The 23,337-nt window shown below is 67.0% G+C and carries 18 protein-coding genes; 5 read left to right on the top strand and 13 right to left on the bottom strand.

Annotation, left to right across the window (positions count from 1 at the left end):
- Positions 1–50: 50 nt before the first annotated feature.
- From G3O00_RS19715 to G3O00_RS19705, 3 genes are all read right to left on the bottom strand, one after another.
- Positions 51–728, bottom strand: coding sequence for a hypothetical protein (locus tag G3O00_RS19715; RefSeq protein WP_206144030.1), 678 nt, complete (start codon positions 726–728; stop codon positions 51–53).
- Positions 729–832: 104 nt separating this feature from the next.
- Positions 833–2,083, bottom strand: a complete 1,251-nt coding sequence (locus G3O00_RS19710) for a hypothetical protein (protein ID WP_206144029.1) — start codon at positions 2,081–2,083, stop codon at positions 833–835.
- Positions 2,070–5,024, bottom strand: a complete 2,955-nt coding sequence (locus G3O00_RS19705) for a type VI secretion system Vgr family protein (RefSeq protein WP_206144028.1) — start codon at positions 5,022–5,024, stop codon at positions 2,070–2,072. The genes G3O00_RS19710 and G3O00_RS19705 overlap by 14 nt, the downstream gene beginning before the upstream one ends.
- A 417-nt stretch (positions 5,025–5,441) precedes the next feature.
- On the opposite strand from G3O00_RS19705, the gene G3O00_RS19700 reads away from it, so the two are divergent.
- Positions 5,442–5,702: a PAAR domain-containing protein gene (locus G3O00_RS19700; protein WP_011350302.1), complete on the top strand. Its 261-nt coding sequence runs from the start codon at positions 5,442–5,444 to the stop codon at positions 5,700–5,702.
- Positions 5,699–7,135, top strand: a complete 1,437-nt coding sequence (locus tag G3O00_RS19695) for a hypothetical protein (RefSeq protein ID WP_241025233.1) — start codon at positions 5,699–5,701, stop codon at positions 7,133–7,135. The genes G3O00_RS19700 and G3O00_RS19695 overlap by 4 nt, the downstream gene beginning before the upstream one ends.
- A gap of 54 nt (positions 7,136–7,189) precedes the next feature.
- Here G3O00_RS19695 and tssF read toward each other — a convergent pair whose 3' ends face one another.
- Together tssF and G3O00_RS19685 are read right to left on the bottom strand one after the other, a co-directional pair.
- Positions 7,190–9,052: a type VI secretion system baseplate subunit TssF gene (gene tssF / locus G3O00_RS19690; protein WP_206144027.1), complete on the bottom strand. Its 1,863-nt coding sequence runs from the start codon at positions 9,050–9,052 to the stop codon at positions 7,190–7,192.
- A 383-nt stretch (positions 9,053–9,435) separates the two neighbouring features.
- On the bottom strand, positions 9,436–9,849 hold the full coding sequence (locus G3O00_RS19685) for a DoxX family protein (protein ID WP_011350305.1): 414 nt from the start codon (positions 9,847–9,849) through the stop codon (positions 9,436–9,438).
- Positions 9,850–10,874: 1,025 nt separating this feature from the next.
- Here G3O00_RS19685 and fliD point away from each other — a divergent pair.
- The gene (fliD, locus tag G3O00_RS19680) at positions 10,875–12,374 is read left to right on the top strand and encodes a flagellar filament capping protein FliD (protein ID WP_174929002.1); all 1,500 of its coding nucleotides are present in this window, start codon (positions 10,875–10,877) and stop codon (positions 12,372–12,374) included.
- A 198-nt stretch (positions 12,375–12,572) separates the two neighbouring features.
- On the opposite strand, the gene G3O00_RS19675 is transcribed toward fliD, so the two are convergent.
- From G3O00_RS19675 to rbsK, 3 genes are read right to left on the bottom strand one after another with little or no spacing between them, the layout of a single operon-like run.
- Positions 12,573–13,517 carry a dihydrodipicolinate synthase family protein gene (locus G3O00_RS19675; protein WP_011350307.1) on the bottom strand — a complete coding sequence of 315 codons (945 nt, stop codon included), beginning with the start codon at positions 13,515–13,517 and terminating at the stop codon, positions 12,573–12,575.
- Between the two features lie 44 nt (positions 13,518–13,561).
- Positions 13,562–14,881, bottom strand: a complete 1,320-nt coding sequence (locus G3O00_RS19670; RefSeq protein ID WP_206144026.1) for an MFS transporter — start codon at positions 14,879–14,881, stop codon at positions 13,562–13,564.
- A gap of 60 nt (positions 14,882–14,941) precedes the next feature.
- The gene (rbsK, locus tag G3O00_RS19665) at positions 14,942–15,868 is read right to left on the bottom strand and encodes a ribokinase (RefSeq protein ID WP_206144025.1); all 927 of its coding nucleotides are present in this window, start codon (positions 15,866–15,868) and stop codon (positions 14,942–14,944) included.
- A gap of 241 nt (positions 15,869–16,109) precedes the next feature.
- Here rbsK and G3O00_RS19660 point away from each other — a divergent pair, with 241 nt between their 5' ends.
- Complete coding sequence (locus G3O00_RS19660; protein WP_206144024.1) at positions 16,110–17,195, top strand: LacI family DNA-binding transcriptional regulator; 1,086 nt, start codon at positions 16,110–16,112, stop codon at positions 17,193–17,195.
- Positions 17,196–17,232: 37 nt separating this feature from the next.
- Here G3O00_RS19660 and G3O00_RS19655 read toward each other — a convergent pair whose 3' ends face one another.
- The 5 genes from G3O00_RS19655 to G3O00_RS19635 form a co-directional block, all read right to left on the bottom strand.
- Positions 17,233–18,303 (bottom strand): lysozyme inhibitor LprI family protein, encoded by a 1,071-nt coding sequence (locus tag G3O00_RS19655; protein ID WP_206144023.1) that lies wholly within the window; start codon positions 18,301–18,303, stop codon positions 17,233–17,235.
- Between the two features lie 131 nt (positions 18,304–18,434).
- The gene (locus G3O00_RS19650; RefSeq protein ID WP_241025232.1) at positions 18,435–19,448 is read right to left on the bottom strand and encodes a GTP-binding protein; all 1,014 of its coding nucleotides are present in this window, start codon (positions 19,446–19,448) and stop codon (positions 18,435–18,437) included.
- Positions 19,449–19,468: 20 nt separating this feature from the next.
- Positions 19,469–21,136 carry an amidohydrolase gene (locus G3O00_RS19645; protein WP_206144021.1) on the bottom strand — a complete coding sequence of 556 codons (1,668 nt, stop codon included), beginning with the start codon at positions 21,134–21,136 and terminating at the stop codon, positions 19,469–19,471.
- A gap of 36 nt (positions 21,137–21,172) precedes the next feature.
- Positions 21,173–22,567: a sodium:solute symporter family protein gene (locus tag G3O00_RS19640; protein WP_011350314.1), complete on the bottom strand. Its 1,395-nt coding sequence runs from the start codon at positions 22,565–22,567 to the stop codon at positions 21,173–21,175.
- 85 nt (positions 22,568–22,652) lie between these two features.
- Complete coding sequence (locus tag G3O00_RS19635; protein WP_011350315.1) at positions 22,653–22,850, bottom strand: DUF3311 domain-containing protein; 198 nt, start codon at positions 22,848–22,850, stop codon at positions 22,653–22,655.
- 301 nt (positions 22,851–23,151) lie between these two features.
- Between G3O00_RS19635 and G3O00_RS19630 the strand changes: the two genes are divergently transcribed.
- Positions 23,152–23,337 (top strand): hypothetical protein (locus G3O00_RS19630; protein ID WP_346778987.1); only part of this gene is annotated, 186 nt, incomplete at its 3' end.

Here is a 23,337-nt window from a genome sequence, read left to right as displayed (position 1 = left end):
CTCTTGCGTCACGCCGGCCGCGATGCTCGCCGCCGGTCACGCGGAATCGCTCAGTTGATCGCGTCGGCCTGCTTCCTGGCCACCCGCGCATTCGCCTCGTCGACCAGCTCCTGGATCGAGCTGTACGTAGGATTCCTGACGCCCGATTTTTCCTGCTTGCCCTTGCCGCGCAGGAACATCCATTCCGGCCACTGCCGGATGTGATCGAAGGCGCCCACGACGAACTCGCCGCACGGCGGAACGTGCAGTTCCTCGGCGGACTTTTCGCCGGCCAGATACGCATCCGACTCCGGACCGAACACGCGGTCCTGACACGACTCGTGCCAGAAAACCATGACGCGGCTGCGGTCCGACTCGGGGAAATCGTCGAACACGAAACCGTCCTTCCGGTCGGAAACGGCGATGGTGCGCAGATTCCCCTGCGCATCGCGAATACCGACCTTCCAGTGCGGATCGTCGTTCCGGTCGTAGTCCTGCCACGGGTTGATCGCTTCCTGGAGCACCTCGCGGCTGCCGTCGCGCTTCTCCAGTTCGAACACCACCGTGCTCTTCGGAAACGCCACCGAATGGCCGAGTTTCGGGTTGCCCTTTATCTTGACGATGCCGTTCGCGGGCACCCGCACCTCGAGCCCGTCCTTCGCATGGAGCGGCTCGACCCCGTCACGCTGGTCGAACAATGCGACCACCGGGCCGACGTAGCCTTCCGGAATCACGTAGATCAATGGCATGCGCCGACTCCTATCCAGTCCGAACACGATTGCCGCGAGCAGCACGACAACCAGCAACACGACGTAACGCCACCTCACGCGACGCGCCGACGACGGCGTTGGCACTACTTCTTCCATAGCTTGGGATCCAGGTCTTCGCTATCGGGCGCGCGGCCCTCGTTGGGATTTCGATGAAGGTGGTAGTCATTCCAGGCCTGAACGGTCGTGTCACGGGTAGCCGGCGGTCGCTTGAAGCTGTCCTGCAGACGTTGCCAGACGGCACCCACGTTCTCGTATGCGGAAATATGCAAGGGCTTGCCCAGCCCGCCGCTCACGCCGTCGCCGATCTTGCTGAGCGGATCGGCCGGCCACGAGACAACGTCCATGCCCGGCAGGATGACGGGCGGCCCGTCGCCCGGCACACCGGACCACCCCGACGGATCGGGGTCGCTCATGTGGCGCGTCGGCGTGCCCGGCGCGGTCTTGATGTCGCGGATCGCCGGGTAGTCATCGCGCCGGTCGGGCGTGCCGCCGAGCGCCTGCGTGAAGATCCAGAGTTTCGATCCGAAGTTGCCGTCGAGCGTCAGTTCCACCCGCAATACGTTGGCAAACATGATGCGCTTGTTGTCGCCGGCGAGGTGGGTGGCGGGCGTGCCGATCCGCACGTGGGTACCGAGGAACAGCTTGTTGCCCGCGGGGTCCTCGATGAACGATTCGCAGTTGGGGAACCCGTCGCCATAGACCAGCATGCAGATGTCCATCCAGCGGCGCACGCGCTCGACCCGGATCCACAGATGCCCACGCGCGTCGAGCGTCGGAACGACGGTGGTGTGAAGCGTATTCCAGTCCAGCCGCGATCCCAGGAACGCAAAGTTCTTGCCCCCGTACCACGACGTCACTTCGGCGATCTGTTCTCCTGCGTGCCCCTGCTCGAAGGCGTTCGCATCGGCGGTTCCATCGGGCTGGTATTTCTTCTCGGTATAGGGCTCGGGACCGTCGGAGGCCCACCATGGCCCCGACGACGTGTTGGATCCCGCGTACTTCGTGCGTCTCAGCCGGTCCTGGAACTTGTCCTTGCTGCCCGCCGCCAGATTGCACGCATACAGCTGCCACACGCGCGACGTCACCTTGCCGGTCTGGCGAGCCAGGTAGCTTGGGTGAAAGCTCTCCTCCAGCGAAAAGCCGCGCGTGTCGCCATGAAAGCGGAAACCCAGCCGCTCGAACTTCTTGTTCGGGTGAAACGAACGGATATTGACCGTGTATTCCACGAGCCTGACCAGCTCGACCGCGACCGGATGCCCGTCCTGTTGCGCCATCGGCGTGCTGTCGGTCTGGGTCAGCACCTTCGGGACGGCGACCGTATCAGCTCCAGCCATGATCGATGTCCTCGTTGCCGGTGTATTCGACCCGGATCGGTTTCGCCGCGGCCTGGGTCGAATAGGTCGCCGTCCGCCCGTCGCCGGCGCTGCTGCGCGCAGCCAGCGCGTCGCCATGCGCGCCGACCATCCGGTAAGGCAGCCCCTTCACCGCGCCGCCGGTCTGCGCGTCGCGCAGCCAGTAATACTCGTTGTAGAGCCCGTGATCGCCCCACGCGCCCTTCGCCTTGTCGAGGTCGGTCGGCCCCTGGAACTGATGGTCCGCCGCGTGAACCGTCAGGTTGCCCGGGCACTCGAACGTGACATTGCCGCCCTCGATCAGCAGCGACGCGCCGCCGCTCACGGCAAGCCGCAGTGCCTGCCCGGCGGCCAGTTCGACGTCGCTCTTCGTCGCGGCCACCGTCAGGTCGTCCTTCGCGCGCAGTGCCAGCGTGCCGTGCTGCGCCTGCAGGTCCAGGTTGTCCTTGCCTGCAATCAGGCTGAGGCCGGCCTCGCTCGCCACGCCCGTCCCGTTCGCGCCGGCCAGCCAGCCGATGCCCTGGCCGCTGTGGACCCGCAACGACCGGCTGACCGCCAGGTTGGTATCGCCCCCGCTGCCGACCGTCAGCGTCTCGCCCGCAGCCCACTGCAGCGCCTGGCCCGCGAACAGCCCCTGGCCGCCGCGAGCGGCGATGCCCAGCAACGCGTCGCCCGTATGCGGCAGCGCATTGCCGGTGCCGCGTTGCGCTGCGTCGGCCGTGGCCTGCTCGAACCCGTTCGCGCTCACCGTGGTCGCCAGGCTGCGCGACAGCGCGTCGAGCGGTGCGGCTTCGCCGTCGAGCGACGACTCGCCCGCCTTGCGCACGCCGCGCTGCGCGGCAAGCGGCAACGTGCGGTGCGTGTCGGCCGCCTTGTCGAAGGTGCGCGCCAGCGCCAACTGTTGCGCCAGCAACGACTTCAGCGCGGCGACGTCGCCGGCGGGTTGCGCCGGATCCGGCGCATAGCTCGAAATCAGGACGCCGCGCGTCGCGCGCACGGCGCCATACGCGTCGGAACGCAGCTCGACGCCCTGGCCGCGAAAACTGCCGAGATAGTTGTCCGCCTGGTGACGCAGGTGACCGAGGTTGAACTGGGTCGCGGCGTGCGTCGTCGCCATCTGCAGGCGCCCCATGCCGTCGCTGTCGTCCGTCACCAGCTGATTGTGGCCCTGTGCGTCGAATCCCTGGCTCTTGAAGCCGGACAGCGCCCCCGCGTGGTTGTGCCGCTGCGTGCCCGCGCCGCCACCGTGCCACGCCGGGCTGTACCCCCCGACCTGGTTGCCCTGCGCGCTCGGCGCATGATCGGCCGCCTTCGCGTAGATCGACTCGTCGAGCGGCTGGCCCGTCTCGCCGCCCGGTGTCGGCGATTCGCCGCCTTCGCCACGGCCGTTGAACAAGCCGCCGAGGATCACCGGCCGATGCACGAGGCCGTTCATGAACTGCACCAGCACTTCATGGCCGATCCGCTGCGTCTGCTGCAGGCCATGACCATCGCCGGCCAGTCGCTGCATCGCGCGCGTCGCGAACACGCCCGTGTCGCCGTCCGCCTGCCAGTGGTAGCGCAGCTTCAACCGGCCCTGCGCGTCCGTGTGAACCGGGCCGGTGGCGCCCGGCTGCGACTCGCCCTGCGGGCCGACCACGATCGCGGATTGCGCGCCCAGCGCCGTCGGCACCGGATTCAGCCGCTGGCCCGTCCCGTCGTCGAGGATGGGGCGCCAGACCTGCTCGCGCGGCACACTCGTGAAACGGTTCGCGTAACCGCCGATCCCCGCCTCCTTCAGCACGCGCGGATCGAGATCGTCCGGCGGCAGCGTGCCAAGCGTCTGCTGCAGCGCGTCCATCACGGTACGCGGCAGGTTGTTGATACCGACATGCGTCACTTCGGTGACGAGAAAGGTGTCGGGCGTTTCCGCCGAACCGCGCACCTGTTGCCACGGCGCGTTGGCGACGCGCAGCGCCCGGCCGGCCCGCGCCGTTTGCAGCGTGCTGCAGCCCGTCCAGCAGCGCGCCTCGGACAGGATCGCATCGGCCTGCCGGCGCGCCGTGTCCTCGGCCGCGCGCAGTGTCGCGAACGCTTCCGGCCCAACGTCGTCGTATAGCTCGCGAAAGCCGGCCGGATTGACCACGCTCGCCGTCGCCGTCACCGACTGGTTGCCGCGATAGTCGCTGCTGATCAGCGTCACCCGGTCGGCCGTCAGCGAGACGGCCTGGCCCATGCCCAGAATCACGTCGCCGGTGCCGACCGCCATGCCGTTCAGGCGAAGCGGCAGGCCGCCGAGGCGCCGGGAGGTGTCGTCCTCGGGGAGCTGCGCGCTGTCGTCGAAGACGAGCAGCGTATGGCCCGCCGGCGCGTCATCGTCCTCGACGAAGCAGAAGCCGAGGCCGGCTTCCGCCAGCACGTGGCACACGAAATCGAGATGCGTGTGGGTGCGGTACTGCACGCGGTATTCGCACGGCCCGAGCGCGTCGATACGCTGGTTGGCATCGGCGGTGAAACGCCAGCGGGCGCTGCTGCGGTAGGCCGCGAACACCGTGTCGAGCACCTCGGCAACCGTCCGGTTCACGAACGTGCGCTGATCACGGCCGTGCGCGAGCGCCTCCAGCCATGGCACCAGTTGCAGGTGGTAGCGGGCCAGCGTGCCGTCATAGCCGACGCATCCGGCCTCGGCCACGAGGCCGCTACGGGTCGTCGTCGATCCGTTCGCCAGCGTCGTGGTGAGGGTGACGCGCTGCCCGACCATCGCATCGAGATCGAGCCCGGGGTCGGTGGAGAGTGCGTAGACGTCCCAGCGATAGATCTCCGACAGCGCTTCGCGGCCGCTCCAGCGTTCGATCTGCAAGGACGAGATCGAACCCGGCCCGTCGAGTACGTGAAGACGATTCAAAGCACTGAACAGAGACGGCAGTTGCGAGTTGACATCCATGCGGGTCTCTCTCACCTGTTACGTTTTTCTATTAAACGCGCCGCAGCGCAAAAACCTGCCCTCTCGAAAGCGCGATAACGAATACCAATGAAGCCGGCCCGGCATTCGTTTTTAAAATGACACAAAAATGTAAAACCATTCTGCACCAATTGATATAACCCTATTTTATGGCGCCTTGGCCACTAGAATATCATCAGCTTGATAGCGAGTGCCAACCGGGGATTGGAACTCGGATAGAATGGCACACCAGCCCTGATTTGATTTTCGCCCTCGATCCGGCGTACGCCGGACATAATCAGCGGTGACGGCGGCCACTCAACGGCATTAATTACCGATTTCAACATTCGCCCACCGAATACCGCGAATTAAATACCGATCGCTCGAAGCGGCACATTCAAAATAGCAGGAGGCCTCTATATGACTCGCCCGTTTATTGTTCTCGGGGACAAGCACAGTCATGGCGGCGTCGTGACCAGTGCGTCAGGCATCGCCAAAATCGACGGCAAGGGAATTGCCCGTCGCAACGACACGGTTACCTGCCCGCTTCACGGCGTCAATTACATCGATGAAGGCGACGACACCGCGATTATCGAAAGTCGCGCCGTCGCCCGGGATGGCCACAAGACGAAGTGCGGCGCGATCCTGATCGCCAGCCAGTCGAATACCGGCAGCGAATGAGCACGGTGCCCGACTCTCCGGCCGATCGCACGGGCGGGCGATCGCCGGTTCGCGCGGCCATCCGGGTGGCCGTCGCGTTCGTCGCGGTCTGGCTGTTGGCCGCCGCGTACTGGAAAGCGACCGGCCACGTGCCGAGCGTCAAGGAACTGTTCATGGCCGGCGTCGGCGTGCCGCTTTTGCTCGTCATCGGGGTAGCCAGTATCCGCAAGGGTTTCGCGCCGGTGCCCGGCCCGGCACCGAAACCCGTGCCGCAAGCGGGTGGCGCGCCAGCCGCAACGACCGACGACGATCCGTCGCTCACGTGGACGATGGCGCTGCTGGATGCAAGCCTGCGCCTGCCGGCGGGCATGCATGTCGAGGACGTGCTCGCGCTTGCCGGCGACGGCCAGGTCGTCGGGCTGCATCCGACGCTGCAGCGGCTTGACGGCACGAAGGTGTTCGCGGCGACCGCCGCGTCGATCTGGCGCGACGATCCCGATGACGGCATGCTCGCGCTCGACGTCATGCCGAGCGAAAACGACGAGCAGCGCCGCGCGATGATGCTGGCCGCCGAAGCGATCGACGAGCTGATGGCGCGCCATGCCACCACCCCTGTCACGCCGCCCGGCGAAACGTCGCGGGGCGCCGTACCGCCATTCGCGCTGCACCTTCTGCTGCCGGAGCGCTGGCGCGCCGATGCACCGGCACTCGCGGCGTGGCTCGACCGGCACCTCGAACGCGGTCGCTGGCGGCCGGCCGTCGAGCCGGCACAGGTCACGTTCGTTGCGCACCCGGTTGACGCACTCGCCGCGCTCGATACCCTGAACGTCGAGCTTCACCGGACGCACGCGACGGCCCGGCATCTCGTGCTGGCGTGCGACTCGACGCTGAGCCAACCGACCGTGAACGCGCTCGACCAGGCCGGCCGGTTGTTTGCGCACAATCGTCCCGACGGCCAGGTGCTCGGCGAAGGCGCATGCGCGCTCCTGCTCGCGCTGCCGATGGCGGCCGGAACGCCGGACACGCCCCGGATTCATCGGCTCGCGACCGCCGAACAGCGCGCATCGACCGGGCAACCCGACGGCGATACGGTTGCCGGGCTGCTTCGACAGGCCGTTGCCCGAATGACGGACGCCGAACCGGCCCTGGCCGGCTGCGCCCTCGTGAGCGACGCGGACCAGCGCAGCAGCCGTCGCGCGGAGATCGGCGATGCGGCCCAGCGCACGTGGCCCGACGACCCCGACATCCGGCTGCGTTGCCGGCACCTGGGCATCGCGAACGGCGATGGCGGCGGCGCGCTGGCGCTCGGTCTGATCGCCGCGGCCGGCGCTCACGCAGTCGACGCCCAACGGCCGGCACTGGCGGTTTCGATCAGCGACCCGCTGATGCGCGGCGCCGTCGTCGTCAGCCATCACGTCGCGCTCGACGCGAATGGCAGTTCGCCGTCCGCGTAAGGGCCGTCGGCTTTCGTCACGCGTGGCGGTACCGACGACGGCACGCCAGTCCGCTCAAGTCAGGAATCCGTTGCCGGCGCAGCGCGGGCAGCGCAACAACATGTCGCCGGTGCGGCTGGAGAAGACGATCAGCTGGGTGAAACTGCTGGTCGTCACGTGCAGGCGCAGCAGCCTGTCCATGACCTGCGCAAATGCATGAATGCCGGTGCCCGTGCCGACGAACGCGTCTTCGTCGACGGTCAGGTGCAGCTCGATCCCGCGGACGATGCCCGCGAAGTCTCGCTCGGTCACCCAGGCCGTCACCGCCTGCTGCGTCAGTTTCACCACGCCGTCGATCAGCCGGACCGACGGGGCCGACCGTTGCAGGTCGTGCAGCGCAAGCAAATCCCGAACCGGGCCCGCGCCGCCCGTCAGCGACACGGCATTGAGCGACAGTTGCGAAATCAGTCGCCACTGCGCACCACGTTCGTGCCGGGGATGCAACGAGCGGGTCGGCCGGTGCAGCAACGCAATCCGCCGTGCCAGGCTGCCGCCCTCCATCATCAGGTCGCCCATCGGCGAACCGTAGCCTAGCCGCTCGGGCAGATCGCCGTTGCTGCACGTGAGCCGGATGTCGAGCGCCGGCGGCGGTGGCCGGCGCGCGAGATCGCCGCTCACGAACGTCAGCGTCACGTCCTCGCCGGGACGCCCCGGCGTCGCCCGGTGATCGAGGCCGGCTTGCCAGTAGAGTGCCGCCGCCCCCGCATGCCGCCCATGGCGCAGCGAGTGCAGCGGATCGATTGCCACGGCCTGGTTACCTTGCGGCGACGCTTCCACCTGCGCGACCGAATCGACCGAATAGATCGCGCACGCATGGGCGCTCTGTTCGTCGGCCTCCAGCGCGTATGCGTCGGCGGCGTCCGACGTGCTCGATCGCTCGCCCAGTTTGCCCACCGCCTCGAACAGGTTGACGACCGGCGTGCAGCCGGGCACCAGGTGACTCGCGTCGAGCGCTGCCAGCGCCTGCGCGGCCGCGGATTCGGCCGGCATGTCCTTCAACACGAGATGCATGCTGAACTGCCTGCCGCCCAGGCGGCCGGCCTGGCGCAGATCGCAATCGAAGAAGCCGAACTTTTCCGGGTACGCGAAGAACTCCGTCAGCAGCAGGTAGGCCGGGTCCGCCGACTCGGGATAGGGGACGAGACTGTCCGTGCGGTCCATGCCTGCCGACGTGCAAGGCGTACCGTCGAGTTCGATCCACCGGCCGCCGTGCTCCGGCTCGACATAAGCGCGCAGTGTCTTCATCGACAGCGCGTCGCGAAGCATCGCGGTAAAGACGGGCGTGCCCTGCGTATAGAGCCGGACCGAGTCCACATTCAGCTCGGCGATCGACAAGTGGCCAGATTGAATCGCAAACGTCAGCGTGATCAGCGCCGTCGCACCGGCCGGCAGGCGCAGCGTTCGCGGCACGTCGGCAATGGAGCGGAACTGCGCCGCCGTCAGTTGCAGCGGCGACAGCGTGACGTCGTACGCAGTCCGGAACAATATCTTGGATCCGTGCAGCGGCCGGCTGTACAGCTGCGTACCGCGTGGCACGGTAACAGCGGCCGACATCTGGGCCGCCCGGGCGCCGTCCATCTCGAAGTGCGCGATCGAGCATGACGGAAACGCGCGCAGATAGTGCGGGTACAGCGTCTCGAACAATGCCTCGGTAAACCGCGGATAGTCGTCGTCGATGCTGCGGGCCGTACGTGCCGCCATCAACGCAAACGACTCGACCAGGCGCTCGACGTGAAGGTCCATGCTGCCGCTGTCCATCCCGCCGGTCAGCGACAGCCGGCTTGCGATCTTCGGATAGTGCGCGGCGAATTCACGTACGTACTGCCGCAGGAAGGTGAGTTCCCGTTCGTAATAGGACAGCAGGTCTTCCGGACTCATACGTCGTCGTTCTCCGTCGGCAATGCCCTGAAGCAGACGAGATCTGCGAGATGCTGCGGACGCGGGCCCGGCCGGTGCCGACGCGCATCGAACGCAGCATTGCGTCTGCCCTGCAGCCCCTTGCACGCCATCGGAAACCGCCGAATGCCGGTGCGGGACACGTGCGAGGCATTGAAACGCGATGCGAAAGCACGCCGACCAACGCGGCGCGAACAGCGTCATTGTGCACGTGCAATCATGTCCGGAACCCGTTCGCTTCGCAACGAAGTACCCCCACTGCCAGCACCGCGCGACCGCCCTGCGTCATGCACACCAACAAGAACGAAGCCCGGCGCACTTTCATGCGCCGGGCTCCCGAACCTGCACGGAAACGCTGCCCCGCCTTACTTCCGGTCGAGCGAATACCGCCCCGGGCCAGTCAGCGCGAGCAACAGCAGCCCGCCGATGATGCTCACGTTCTTGTAGAAGTTGATCATCGCCATGTATTGCTCCATCCCCTGCAGCGCCCAGTAACGATGGCCGATCAGCGCGGTCGCGAGCGTATAGGCGGCGAACACCAGTGCGAGCGGACGCGTATAGAAGCCGATCGCGATCAACAGGCCACCGGCCAGTTCGACCCCGACCGCGATCGCGGCGGCCAGCTCGGGCGCCGGATTCCCCGTCGACGCCATGTACGCGACCGTGCCCGAGAAGCCGTTCAGCTTCTGCCAGCCGAACAGCACGAACAGGATCATCAACAGCACGCGAGCCGCCAGCAGCAGCTCGTCCTTCTTCGACTCCAGTGAAACGTAACGCATGGCAATCACCCTTGAATTGACGGTTTGATGCGTCCGGTGCCGCCATGCGCCGAATCGGCGCGCCAGGTCGGCAACGAACCACTCCTCGCACAATCGGACAGCAGGCCGGCTGGCCTGCCGCCGAAGAATCCGTTCGGTCGCACCGCTTTTTGGTGCGCTCCGGATCGGTTCTGGCGAAGCACGGATGCAGTCTACTGTCCCCCCACGAATCATCAATCAGTCCAAACAAGATTTGCTGTCTCGAATTAGTGGACAATCAAGTGACACCAGGCCGTGACGCAGCAGCAACGAATCCGATCAAATGGCCCTGCCCTCATGTTTCAAGAACATGAAAACCGCCTGCCCATATCGGGGGTTTCGTATCCAGTCGATATAAAAGCTTCAATTAGCGAGAACAGGCCACACCCACGCATCGCAATCGTCATTCGACGATACGTTATGTGTATAAAACTGCCATTGATGAATTGAGTGGAAAAATCGACGCTTTTTCCAATCGACGAAGCACCCTGCTCCGGACAAAGACGTCTGGCCTGGAAATGCGCATTGGCAAACGAATACGTTCCACGGGCAAGCGGGTTGATGTCGTCCGCAACGCGTGTCGTCCCGTGTACAAGGACTTCAGCCCGATAGCTGCCGGGAAGAACGCCTACCGCACACCGTCGATCGATCCGGTGTTTAGCAGAGCAAGCGAAAAACCGGATCAAACATTCACGACGCCAGCAAGTTTTAAATGCCGCCAAAAATCCGTTAATAAATACAATCCGAACGGTGTGTTAACGGCAAAAAATCACAAACCTTTAGCCCGCACTACATCGCCGCATTTCCGCCTGTATTTTTCTCAACATGAATTACAAAAAATTACCAAGCAATACCGATTTAAATATACGATAGCGCACGTCCTTACGTTTTCCCGACACTCCCGTGAACCCCGGAACGCGTCTCGCCGGAGACGGTCTGCATTCGAATCGCCGCAGGTCGACCCGGCAGCCGCTCGTCACGGATCGCTTTCCAACCGGAGACCACCCATGGCAATTAACACGCCCGTGAACAGCAGCGCGAGTACGAACAGCGTGATGCAAGATGCAGTGCAATCGATCATCAGCGGCTCGACCGGCAATACGTCGGATGTCAACGCGCTCGTCAAGGTGCTCGTGAACGCAAAGACGGCCGGCCGCGTGGCCGCGCTGACGTCGGCGCAAACCACCAGCACGACGCAGATTTCGGCGTTCGGTGCGCTGTCGTCGGCGCTGGGCGCGCTCGAGGCGGGCCTCGCGTCGCTGAAGAACGGCGGCCTCCAGTCGACGTTCAACGCAATCGCGAGCGGCAAGGGCCTGACCGCAACCGCGGGCGTCGGTGCGGTCGCCGGCACCTACACGGTCGGCGTCACGCAGATCGCCACCTCGCAGGCACTCGCGTCGTCGGGCTTCGACGGGAGCAAGGCGCTCGGCACCGGCACGTTGACGCTGTCGCTCGGCAGCCAGTCGTTCAAGGTCCCGGTCGGCAGCACGAACAACACGCTGTCGGGCATTGCGGCCGCGATCAACAGGGCGTCCGACAACCCGGGGATCAGCGCAACCGTCATCAACGGCACCGACGGCGCGCACCTCGTGCTCTCATCGACGAAGACCGGCTCGGCGAACGCGATCAGCGTCGCGGTCGGCGACGTGTCCGGCGACAACGGGCTGTCGAACCTCGGCGTCAAGTCGACGGCCGACACGTCCGGCGGCGCATCGAAGATCGAATCGGCGAACAGCGCGGCCGCGTGGCAGCAGAGCACCGCCGCGCAGGACGCGAAGTTCACGCTCAACGGCATCGCATCGACCAGCGCGAGCAACGCGGTGTCGGGCGTGCTGACCGGCGTCACGCTGAACCTGTCGGCGGACGCGATCAGCGCGACCGGATCGCAGACGCTGACGGTCAGCACCGATACGAAGGCGCAGGCAGCGACGATCACGAATTTCGTGAACCTGTACAACACCGTCGTCAAGACGATGGGCACGCTGACGAGCTTCACGCCGGGCGCGAACTCGCAGGGTGCGTTGATCGGCGATTCGACGCTGAACACGATCCGCAACTCGCTCGCGTCGAGCGTCGCGCGCGGTGTCCCCAACGAGAACGGCAACGGGCACACGAACCTGATGACGCTCGGCATCACGCTGGAGAAGGACGGCACGCTGAAGATCGACAGCGCGAAGCTCGACACTGCGCTGTCGTCCAACCAGGCGGGCGTCGCGCGCCTGTTCAACTCGAAGACCGGGATCGGCGCGCACCTGGCCGAGCAGATTGCACCGTTCACGAAGAAAGACGGGATGATCGACGTGCGCACGAACGCGCTGAGCGCCGATCTGAAGCGCATGACCAAGCAGCAGTCGGACCTGACGGACTACGCCGACCAGTTGACCAAGCAGTACCGGGCGCAGTTCACGGCGCTCAACTCGCTGATGGCCAAGATGAACTCGAACACGAAGTACCTGACGCAGCTGTTCGGCGGCGCCAACAGCGCCGGCACGCTGGCGAACAAGTGATGAGCGTCCGGGCCGCGCGATGATCGCGGCGGCGGCCGCCGGTCAACGGATCGACCGGCTCGCGCCGCCGCGCCTGGTGTCCCGCCTGGTGTCCCGCCTGGTGCCCCCCCTGGACCTCGCTCACGCCCGGCAGTGCGCAAGCATGCGCCGGGCTCCCCTCCGCGATTCCCGCCGTGGCGGCCGCCCCCGCACGCCCGATTACGCAGCAATCCGCCGACGGAAATGCTCGGTCCCGGCCACGATCTTGTCGAGCACCGCATCGAGCGCCCAGAACCGTTCACGCACGTCGTAGTCGATCGCGCGGCAACGGATCGACGCAAACGTGCCGATCCGCTGGTGATAGAGCTTCGCGAGCGCCGGGTAGCCCAGCGCCTCCGACACCGCGGAGACGACGAGGAACGTCGAAAGCTCATCCGCCAGCGCCGGATTCGACGCCCCTTGCGTACGCAACCACCGGTACAGATCCGGATGGAAGTTGGTGAACACGCCGTTGAAGCCGGCGGAACCCGCCTTCATCGCGTCCCAGGCAATCGCGGCGTTCGCGTTGAGGATCTTCAGCGGCGAGCCCTCGGCGAGCGCGACGCGCCGCTTCACCGTCGCCAGGTCGCAGCTCACGTCCTTGAGCATCACGAAGCGGCCCGTGTCGATGCACGCACGCAGTTCGTCATCGGACAGCAGCCGCCGGTAGGGCGCCGGACACTCGTACAGCCCGAGCGGCAGATCCGACGGCAAGCGCGCGAGCAGCCGGTGAAGATGGTCGAGCAACGCGGCACTGCCCTTGCGCTGCGGATCGAGGCGATTGGTCACGAGCACGACGCCCTGTGCGCCCGATTCGGCCGCCGCGCACAGTTCCGCGACCTGCGCGTCGAGATCGTCGCTGATGTGCCCGGACGCCACGACCGGCACGCGCCCGGCCACCCGCTCGACCACGAAGCGCGCGAGTTCCGCGCGTTCGGCCAGGCTCAGGAACTGCATCTCGCTCGACTGCGCGACCGCGAACAACGCATCGGCGCCGTGCGCCAGATACCACTCGATGAGCCGCTCGAGCCCGGCGTAGTCGATCGCGCCGGCATCGTCGAACGGCGTCAGCATCACCGGGACGATGCCCTCGATGGTCACGTTCGATTGCTGCGGGTGTTGCATGTGTTTCTCCTTGCTTCAGTGAATGCGTGGCGCATACCGCGTGCTCAGGCCGGCAACGGCCCGGGCGCGGCGTTCGCGGCCTGCTCGGGAATCGGCTTGCGCACCAGCAGCAGGTACGCCATCGCGCCCGCAAACGCGATCGCCGCGGCCGTCAGCAGCGCCGGCACGAACGACCACTTCTGCGCAATGATGCCCGTCAGGATCGGCGCGAGCGCGCCGCCGATGAAACCGCCGAAATTCTGGATCGCGCCGAGCGACGCGATGCGGCTCGGCGGCGCGGCCGCCGTCGCAAGCGCCCACGAGCAGGCCGACGCCGCGTTGGCGAGAAAGATCACGACCGAAATGCACGCGAGCGCCACCGTGTTGCTCTGCACGAGCGCGGCGGGAATCGTGAACGCGACCATCCCGAGCATCGCGACCACCACCGCATTGCGCCGGCTCACGACCGGCGAACGGCTGCGGCGCGTAACCAGGTCCGACAGCCAGCCGGCCAGCAGCGAGCCGACGAATCCGCACAGGAATGGCACCGACGCGGCAAAGCCGGTGCGGATCAGGCTCATGTGCCGCTCCATCGTCAGGTAGCCCGGTAGCCAGGTCAGGTACACCCAGTTCAGGTACACGGATCCGAAGAAGCCGATCAGCATCCCCCAGGTCGTGCCGTGCGAAAACAGGCTGCGCCATTCGGCGAACGTCAGTTTCGGTGCGGCGACCACGCTTTGCGCGTCGGCATCGAGATAGCTACGCTCGGTGGCCGTCAGTTGCGCGCGCACCGGATCGCGATACAGCGCGAACCAGACGACGGCGACGACGAGACCGAGTGCGCCCGTCGCGATGAACGCCCAGCGCCAGTCGAACGACGCGACGAGAATCGACAGCAGCAACGGCGCAAGTGCGGTGCCGAGCGGCGACGCGGCGTTGAAAATGCCGGTCGGCGTGCCGCGCGCACGCAGCGGAAACCAGTTGCTCACCACCCGCGCGGCCGACGGGAACTGCGGCGCTTCGCCGATGCCGAGCACGATGCGCGCGACGATGAACCAGCCGAAGGTCGACACGATGCCGCCCGCCGCCTGCGCGAACGACCAAACGATCAGGCCGATCCCGAGCAGCCGGCGCGGGCCGATGCGGTCGACCAGCCCGCCGACCGGGAACTGGCACAGCGCATAGCTCCACGAGAAGGCCGACAGCAGCAGCCCCATCTGCGCGAGCGACAGGCCGAGATCGCCGCGGATCGCCGAGCTTGCGACGGCCAGCGTGCCGCGATCGAGGTAGTTGACGATGCCGCTCACCATCAACAGCGCGAGCGCGATGCGTTGCCCGCGCCGGATACGCGGCGGTGCGGGCGGAACAGTCGGGGTTTCGTTCATTGCGGTTGTCTCCATGTCACCGATATCGGCCGGTTCCGGCCTGTCCGTCTGATGCGGAATTCAGGGTTCCAGGCGCGCTACTTCGTCGCGCGTGGGAATCGAGGTCTGCGCGCCGTAGCGCGTCACGCTGATCGCGGCGGCGCGCTGGCCGAAGCCGATTGCGTCGTCCATCGACGCACCGCCCGCGCGGGCAGCCGCGAATCCGCCGACGAAGGTGTCGCCGGCCGCGGTCGTATCGACGGCGACCACCGGCATCGCCCGCAGGCGGCCGTTGCCCGCACCGCCGCGCCAGCACACGCCGCGTGCGCCAAGCGTGACCAGCACGTTGCCGACGCCCTTCGCGCACAGCGCATCGGCGGCACGCACGGCCGACGCGTCGTCGCCGACGGCGATGCCGGTCAGCGATTCGGCTTCGGTTTCGTTGACGACGAGGTAGTCGACCCGTGCGAGCAGCGCGTCGAACAGCGGCTGCGCGGGGGCGGGATTGAGCAGCACCGGCGTGTGATGCGCGGAGGCACAGGCAATGGCCCGCGCGACGGTCGCCACCGGCACTTCGAGCTGGCACACGAGCATCGCGGCGCCCGCGATCGCGTCGCGTGCCGCGTCGATCCGGTCGGCATCGAGACGCGCATTCGCACCGGGCACGACGACGATGCTGTTCGCGCCGCCCTCGCCGACCGTGATCGTGGCCACCCCGGTCGCCGTGCCGCCGATCCGGTCCAGGTGCGTCACGTCGATGCCCTCGACCGACAACGCGTCGTGCAGGCGCGCACCGAACGCGTCGTCGCCGACGCAACCGATCATCGCGACCGACGCACCCAGGCGCGCAGCCGCGACCGCCTGGTTCGCGCCCTTGCCGCCATGAACGGTCTGGAAATCCGTGCCGAGCAGCGTCTCGCCCGGCACCGGCAGGCGCGGCGCGCGCGTGACGAGGTCGATGTTCACGCTGCCGACGACAGCGATGCGAGGTGGACAGGCGTAGCTCATTTTCGAATGTAACCGCTTACATTTGAGACGGACAAAATGGCCGGAGTGGCCGTCGTCGATGAAAATCTCACGATGTGGATAGAATATGGGTCTGACATAATACGGAAGCACGTCAAGATAGCGCTTACATTCTCACAGGGTCGAGCGGGAATGCAAGCGGCGCCACCATGAATCGAGGGTAAACATTGACGCATTTGACAACTCGTAGCGCCGCCATCGCCGCTACGCCTGGAGACAGCCGATGAGCTCGCCCCCGTCCCGCGCCGGTGCGCCGCGCGCGCGCCGCGGCAGCGGCCGCTCGGTGCTCGGCGATGTCGCGAAGCTGGCCGGCGTATCGACCGCGACCGTCTCGCGCGTGTACAACGATCCCGGCAAGGTGTCGGCCGACGTGCAGCAGCGCGTGCGCGACGCGGCGCGCGCGCTGAACTGGATTCCGAATGCGGCGGGCCGCGCGCTCGCGTCCACGCGCACCCACATAACCGGCGCGATCATTCCGACGCTCGACGACCAGGTGTTCGCGTCGCAGGTCGCGGGCATGCAGACGGTCATGGCCGAGCACGGCATCACGCTGTTCCTCGGCTGCTCGAACTACGATCCCGCGCAGGCGCTGGCCCAGGTGCGCGCGATGCTGTCGCGCGGCGTGGAAGCCGTGTCGCTCGTCGGCGAAGCGTATCCGCCGGAACTGTTCGAACTGCTCGCGATGCACCGCGTGCCGTACGTCGTCACGTATGCGTATCGCGACGACAGCCCGCACTGCTGCATCGGCTTCGACAACCGCGCGGCGTTCGCACGGCTCACCACCCACCTGCTCGACCTCGGCCATCGCGATTTCGCGATCATCATGCAGCCGTCGGCCGACAACGACCGCGTGCAGGCCCGCCTGCGCGGCATTCACGACACGCTGGCCGCGCGCGGGCTCGCGGTGCGCCCCGTCCATCAGCACGAAGGCGCGGCCACGATCGCGTTCGGGCGAGCGAGCCTGCGCGCGATCGCCGACAGCGACGCAGCCACGCGGCCGACGGCCGTGATCTGCGGCAACGACGCGCTCGCGCTGGGCGCGTTGCTCGAAGCGCAGGCGCTCGGCATCGACGTGCCCGCGCAATTGTCGATCACCGGCTTCGACGATATCGCGCTCGCGCGCGAAATCCAGCCGCCGCTGACGACGATGTGGGTCGATACCGACGCGATCGGGCGCCAAGCCGCGCAGGCCTTACTCGATGCGCTCGAAAACGGCGCAACGGGGCCTGGGCATGCGGTGCTGCCGGAGTTGCGCGCGCGGGAATCGGCGGCGGCGCCGGCGAAGGTGCCCGCAGCACGAAAGAAATGAAGAGGTACCGGGCGGCTTCGGCTGCCCGGCCCGCCCGTCACTGCATCACGTCGACCGGCAGCGTCTTGTCGAGATTGTCGTGCCACGCCTGGATGGTCTTCGGGACGCGCTTGTTCCACGCCGGTACGTTCGTGTAATAGCGCATCCGGACGTCGTTCTTCGCGTCGAACACGAGCAGCCCGATCCACAGGTCGTTACCGCGGCGCATCACGATCGCGGCATTCGTCGTCGCGATGCCGCGCACCCAGTACGAATTCACGTGCGCGTTCAGCCCGTCGAGATCCTTGTCGTCGGCGCCGTAATTGACGATGTCGACGAGCGTCTGGTAATCGGCGCCGAGCAGCTTGTGCGCGGTCGCGTTCTGCTGCGCATTGGCCAGCACGCCCAGACTCACGAGATCCGCGGGCGGTTTCGCCTGTTCCTGCGCCGCCGTCACGTAGTCGCCCGAGTAGACGACGCCCGCACCGGCGCCGCAATCGCCATCCTGGCCCTGCTGGGCAACCTGCACGCGCGCGCCCTTGCGGCTGAAATCGAGACGGCATTGATCGTGACGGAACGTGCCGCTGTTGCCGTGGAGTTCGATATCGCCGCCAAGCTCGCCCGTATTCGCGCCGTTGTTGCCGCTCAGTTCGAAATGAAGTCGCGGCGCCGTGCCGGTGAACGTCAGCATGCCGCCGAACGACGGGTTGTCGCTGTCGCGATACCACGTCTGCTGCCAGCGGTCGGCCGCCAGCGGCGTGCCGTTCAGGCTCGCGAGCCGTTCGCGGTAGCGGTCGCCGAGGCACTGCTCGTCGCCGCCGCATCGGTCGCGCTGCTTGAGCCACTTCAATTGCGCGGCCTTCAGCGCGGCCGTATCGCCGCCTTTCGCGAGTGCCTGCTTCCACGCCACCGCGAGGTCGCCGTCGAGCTTCGACAGCGCGGCATCCGCGCAAATTGCCTTCTCGGTTGGCGACGCGGCTTTCGCGCAGTCGAAGCCGGCCGCATGCGCGACGAGCGGCAGCAGTGTCAGCAACGCGGCGGCCGCGATGGATCGCAGATGCGTGTGTGATGCATCACGTGCGGGAATCGCGGTTTGCCCGCGCGCATTCGATCGGTTCTGGATGGTCATCGGCTTGGCTCGTCGCAGGATCGCGCGCCTGTAGAAGCTACCTGCACGCGGCATTCGAGGTAAAAACGCCCGGCCCGGCACGTGGCGCGTGCCGTTGCTCGCCGAAGCCTAACCCGAATGCGCGGCGCCGATCAATCGACGGTCGATGTCAGCGCAACCGTCGAAGCAGCCTCGCTGCATTGCACGATGCCGTCGCGCAATGCGGCTTCCACGGTGGCATCGATGAACCCGATGAACACCATCACGCCGTCTCCGTCGTGCGCGGCCAGCCCTTCGTCCTCCATCGACGAAAACCGGATGCGCCGCGCGGCAACCTGACAAACACGCGTCGCGACCGTGCCCTCCGCATCGGCCACGCGCACGATGCCTTTCGCGCGCAGGATCGTGCGCGGCAACGCCTTCAGCCACGCTCGCAGTTGCGCCTTGTCGAGCACGTCCGGCGCGGCGACGGTGACGCTCGCGAACGCCGGCATCGCGTCGTGTCCGATCGCCCGGTGCGAACGCGCAAGACCCGCCGGCATCGCGCCGCGATCGGGCACGACCGCATCGAACAGCAGCGCAAGCGGAATCTCGCCCTGCCGCGCGGCGACGACGACATCGGTCGGCGCACACGCGCGCACGTCGTCGAGCACCGCGTCGCGCCGTTCCGGCGCAATGCAGTCGAGCTTGGTCACGACGATCGCGCCCGCCCCGTCGAGCTGGCGCTGCGCCATCGCGCCGACGAGCGGATCGGCGAGCGTGTCGCGCCACGCGAGCGCATCGGCGACGACGAGCACCGACGTCAGCCGGAATGCACCGTTCAGCAGCCCGATCTGCGCGATCTTCGCGGGATCGGCCACGCCGCTCGCTTCGACGAGCAGCAGCTCGGGCCGCACGTCGCGCGTCGCGACGCGCGTCAGCGCATCGACGAGCGCGCCGCCGATCGTGCAGCAGATGCAGCCGTTATCGAGCTCGATCACGTCGTCGCCGCGTGCACGCACAAGCCGCGCATCGATGTTCACCGCGCCGAAATCGTTGACGAGCACCGCGATGCGCCGGCCATGCGGCGCCTGCAGGATCGCGTTGACGACTGTCGTCTTGCCCGCGCCGAGATAGCCGCCGATCACCGCGAGGTCGATCGGCGCGGGTGTGGAAGCAGTGGGCATCACGCTCTCGGCCTGCGTACTCATCGCGGCGACCGGAACACGCGCCCGCCGAGCACGGTGCCCCACACGGCGAGTTCCTTCAGGCGCGCGGGTGCGCATACCGACGGATCGTCGTCGAGCACCGCGAAATCGGCGAACTTGCCGATCTCGATGCTGCCGACGAGATGGTCCATCCGCAACGTATAGGCCGCGCCGAGCGTGATCGCATGCAGCGCGTCGTCAACGGAAAGCCGCTCGCCTTCGCCGAGCACGCGCCCGGACGCCGTCTCGCGCTGCACCGCGCACCACGCGGTGAACAACGGATTCAGCGGCGTGATCGGCGCATCCGAATGCAGCGCGAACGGAATGCCGAGCCGCTGCGCCGAACCGGCCGCATCCATCCGGTTCGCGCGATCGGGGCCGATGGTCTGGCTGTAATGCGCGTCGCCCCAGTAGTACAGATGATTCGCGAAGAAGTTCACGCACATCCCGAGCGCGCGCACGCGCTTCAACTGCGCGGCGTCCGCCATCTGGCAATGCTGCAGCGTATGGCGATGATCGGGGCGCGGATGGCGCGCGAGCAGCGTCGCCATCGCGTCGAGCACGACGTCGGTCGCTTCGTCGCCGTTGGTATGCACGTGCAGTTGCAGCCCCGCGCGATGAAACGGCTCGAACACGTCGACGAGTTGCGCGGGCGGAATCAGCCACAACCCGTTCGGCTGCCCGCCCGCGTAACCGGGCCAGCGCACGCGCGCGGTAAAGCCCTGGATCGAGCCGTCGACGATGAACTTCACAGGGCCGAAATGCAGCTTGTCGGTATTGCGCTCGATCTCCGCGAGCACGCTGTCGGCCGAGCGCGCCGGATTGCGCTGCGGCGCGAACGCCGGCACGATCCGCACCGGGTAATCGGGATCGGCGGTGACGTCGCGCAGCGTGCGGTTGCCGTCGGCCGACAGGTCGTTGACGAGATCGGTGGCTGTCGTCACGCCCGCAAGCTGCGCGACGCGCCCGAAATTCCAGACGGCGTGCGGCTTCTCGCTCGCGGAAATCGCGAGCTTGCCGCCGATCGTCTGATACACCGGCAGCATCGCCGCGAACTCCTGCAACTCGCCGGTCGGACGGCCGTCGGCATCGCGCGTCACGCCGTCGATGTCGGTGTCCTCGTCGATGCCCACGAGCGCGAGCATCGCGCCGTTCACGTTCATCAGGTGCACGCTCGCATGCAGGATCGCGATCGGCCGCTGCGCGGACACGCGGTCGAGTTCGCGCGTCGTCAGCCGCGCGGTGCCGAAGAAGATCGGATCGAAGCCCCACGCGAGCAGCGGCCCGTCGTCGGTCATCGCTCGCTCGGCTTCGGCGAGCCGTGCGAGCACCGCGTCGAGCGAGCGCAACCCCGGCCACAGCGTGCCGTCGGGGCCGCGCCGGTCGTAGTAGCCGACGTACACGGCGTCCCACATCGCGCCTTCCATCAGGTGGCAATGCCCTTCGACGAGCCCCGGCATCAGCACCTTGTCGCGCAGCGTGTCGTCGGTCGTGCACGCGCCGAATCGGGCCTGCCACGTGGCGGCGTCCGTGGCGTCGCCGACAGCGAGGATGCGGCCGTCGCGCACGGCGACGTGCGTGGCCGACGGCTGCGCCGGGTTCATCGTCAGGATGCGACGTGCCGTGAACACGGTCACGGGCGTGGCCGAGGTTGCGGATGCTGGCATGGGATGCGGTTCTCCTTGCGGCGGAACGCCGATGGCTCAGGATACGGCGTATTGCTTCACGGGGCGGCCGTGCAGCATCGCATGCACGGCCGCGACGACGAGCACGTTGACGACGAGGCACACGAGGCCGAGGTTGATGCCGCCGAAGTCGACATGGAACACGTAGAAGATCATCGCGAGCACCTGGCCGCAGATCATCCCGGCCCCGACCGCGACGGGCCGCACCTGGCGCCCCGCGAGCAGGATCAGTACGCCCGGCAGGAACTGCGTGACGCCGTAGTACGTGGTGTTGATCAGCGTGAGCATCAGGTTCGGCGTGAGCATCGTCGTTGCGATCGACAGCAGCAGGTAGCCGACGATCACGTATTTCGCCGCGCGCTTCTGGCGCGACTCGGGCAGGTTCGGCATCAGGTTGCGCGTGACGATCGGCCCGATCGCGAGGCAGATGCCGGCCAGCACGAGCAGCCCCGACAGCGCGGCGCCGGCCGCGACGAGGCCGATCAGCCAGCCCGGCAGCAAGTGCGTGACGGCGGCGAAGAACGCGTCGTTCGGCGACGCGAGCTTCAGGTTCGCGGTGATCGCGTAGTACGACGCGATCACGAGGAACGGATACATTAGCATGTACAGCGGCATCACGACCTGCGTGCGCCGGATCGCGTTCGGCCCGCGCGCGGTGAAGAAATTCTGCGCGGCGAACGGCATCAGGTAGAAGCCGAGCGACTGGAACAGCATCGTGCTCATCGAGAAGCGCAGCTGCGATCCGCTCATCGTGTTGCTGACCTGCCGGCTCGCCGCGTCGAACACCGGATGCACGCCGCCCACCTGCCACGCGACGGCCACGCCCGTCACGACGATCGCGAGCAGCATCAGGATGTCCTTCAGGATCGCGATGTACGCCGACGCGCGCACGCCGGAGATCGCGATATAGGTGAACGCGAGCGCTGCGCACACGAGGATCAGGTACAGCGGCTCGACGTGCCAGCCGAGCCCCTTGAGCGCCGCGACGAGCCCGGTGAACTGCAATTGCCCCCACGGGATCAGAAACAGGATCGATGCGCACGCAACGACCAGCTCGAGCCCGCGGCTGCGGAAGTGGCCCTTGAACAGGTCGGGCAGCGTGATCGCGTTGTGGCGCTTGCCGGCCTCCCAGATCTTCGGGCCGACGAAATACCCGATCGGGTAGGCGAGCAGGATGTAGCCGAGGAACCACACGCCGTAGGTCGGCCCTTTCGCGTAGATGCCGCCGGGGAAGCCGACCATCGTGCCGATGCTGTAGATCTCGCCGGCGGTCAGGAAGAACACGAGCGCCGTGCCGAACTGGCGCGACGCGACGAAGAAGTCATGCACGCTCTGCTTGCCGCGGCCGCGGCCGGAACGGATGGCGAGATAGAGCGACAGCGCGATCAGCGCGGCGAAGACGACCGTTGACATGCGCACCTCTGCGAAGGAACGGAAAGCGTGGGGTTCGCCGGAAAGCGCGGGCGGCCGGCGGTCCGCAGGAAGCGGGATGCGTGCGCTACGCGGCACCGCTTGCGCGGCGGTCGAACAGCATCCAGCACGCGAACAGGCAGCCGGACGTCAGCACGAACCACGCGAAGATCCACATGAAGATGAACGGCACGCCCAGCACGTAGCGGTCCTGCGCGGCCACCCAGGGCAGCACGCCGATCACGCCGAGATACGGAATACCGATGCCGATCAGATACCTGAGCATGCGTGTCTCCTCGAAAGCGGGTTCGTACGGAAGGGCCGTACGCGGGGCGGCGGATGTCGCCTGCACGACATCCGGCGTCGAATCCAGTATTCGAAGACAAAAAGGCGCGGGATAGTGCCAGACGCGGGCAATCGCTTGGGCCAGTGGTCCACTGCCCGGCGCGGCACGGTGCTGCTCGATGCCGCTTGGTGCCGCTCGGTACCGCCCGATGCCGCTCGGTGCCGCTTGGTGCCGCTCAGCGCTGCCCGCTGCCACTCGGTGCCGCCCGGTGCCGCCCGGTGCTGCTCGGTGCTGCTCGGTGCTGCTCGGTGCTGCTCGGTGCTGCTCGGTGCTGCTCGGTGCTGCTCGGTGCTGCTCGGTGCTGCTCGGCTCGTTCGCGCTCGGCCTCGTGCTGTTCATGCTGGTGCCGACCGGTGCGATGTCGGGTGCGTTCGCGGTGCTCTGCGCCGTGCTGATCGGCGTCGGTGCCTTCACGATGACGGTCGGC

Origin of the sequence: Burkholderia sp. Ac-20384 (assembly GCF_017104605.1) — a bacterium.
In the GTDB taxonomy this organism is placed as follows: Bacteria; Pseudomonadota; Gammaproteobacteria; order Burkholderiales; family Burkholderiaceae; genus Burkholderia; species Burkholderia lata.
This window is presented reverse-complemented; position numbering and strand designations above follow the sequence as displayed.

Excerpts from the sequence above, each read along its gene's own strand:
- G3O00_RS19655 (WP_206144023.1), bottom strand. The coding sequence starts at position 18,303 with ATGACCATCCAGAACCGATCGAATGCGCGCGGGCAAACCGCGATTCCC.
- G3O00_RS19660 (WP_206144024.1), top strand. The coding sequence starts at position 16,110 with ATGAGCTCGCCCCCGTCCCGCGCCGGTGCGCCGCGCGCGCGCCGCGGC.
- rbsK (WP_206144025.1), bottom strand. The coding sequence starts at position 15,868 with ATGAGCTACGCCTGTCCACCTCGCATCGCTGTCGTCGGCAGCGTGAAC.
- G3O00_RS19635 (WP_011350315.1), bottom strand. The coding sequence starts at position 22,850 with ATGCTCAGGTATCTGATCGGCATCGGTATTCCGTATCTCGGCGTGATC.
- G3O00_RS19710 (WP_206144029.1), bottom strand. The coding sequence starts at position 2,083 with ATGGCTGGAGCTGATACGGTCGCCGTCCCGAAGGTGCTGACCCAGACC.
- G3O00_RS19695 (WP_241025233.1), top strand. The coding sequence starts at position 5,699 with ATGAGCACGGTGCCCGACTCTCCGGCCGATCGCACGGGCGGGCGATCG.
- tssF (WP_206144027.1), bottom strand. The coding sequence starts at position 9,052 with ATGAGTCCGGAAGACCTGCTGTCCTATTACGAACGGGAACTCACCTTC.
- G3O00_RS19705 (WP_206144028.1), bottom strand. The coding sequence starts at position 5,024 with ATGGATGTCAACTCGCAACTGCCGTCTCTGTTCAGTGCTTTGAATCGT.
- fliD (WP_174929002.1), top strand. The coding sequence starts at position 10,875 with ATGGCAATTAACACGCCCGTGAACAGCAGCGCGAGTACGAACAGCGTG.
- G3O00_RS19645 (WP_206144021.1), bottom strand. The coding sequence starts at position 21,136 with ATGCCAGCATCCGCAACCTCGGCCACGCCCGTGACCGTGTTCACGGCA.
- G3O00_RS19670 (WP_206144026.1), bottom strand. The coding sequence starts at position 14,881 with ATGAACGAAACCCCGACTGTTCCGCCCGCACCGCCGCGTATCCGGCGC.
- G3O00_RS19675 (WP_011350307.1), bottom strand. The coding sequence starts at position 13,517 with ATGCAACACCCGCAGCAATCGAACGTGACCATCGAGGGCATCGTCCCG.
- G3O00_RS19700 (WP_011350302.1), top strand. The coding sequence starts at position 5,442 with ATGACTCGCCCGTTTATTGTTCTCGGGGACAAGCACAGTCATGGCGGC.
- G3O00_RS19650 (WP_241025232.1), bottom strand. The coding sequence starts at position 19,448 with ATGCCCACTGCTTCCACACCCGCGCCGATCGACCTCGCGGTGATCGGC.
- G3O00_RS19640 (WP_011350314.1), bottom strand. The coding sequence starts at position 22,567 with ATGTCAACGGTCGTCTTCGCCGCGCTGATCGCGCTGTCGCTCTATCTC.
- G3O00_RS19715 (WP_206144030.1), bottom strand. The coding sequence starts at position 728 with ATGCCATTGATCTACGTGATTCCGGAAGGCTACGTCGGCCCGGTGGTC.
- G3O00_RS19685 (WP_011350305.1), bottom strand. The coding sequence starts at position 9,849 with ATGCGTTACGTTTCACTGGAGTCGAAGAAGGACGAGCTGCTGCTGGCG.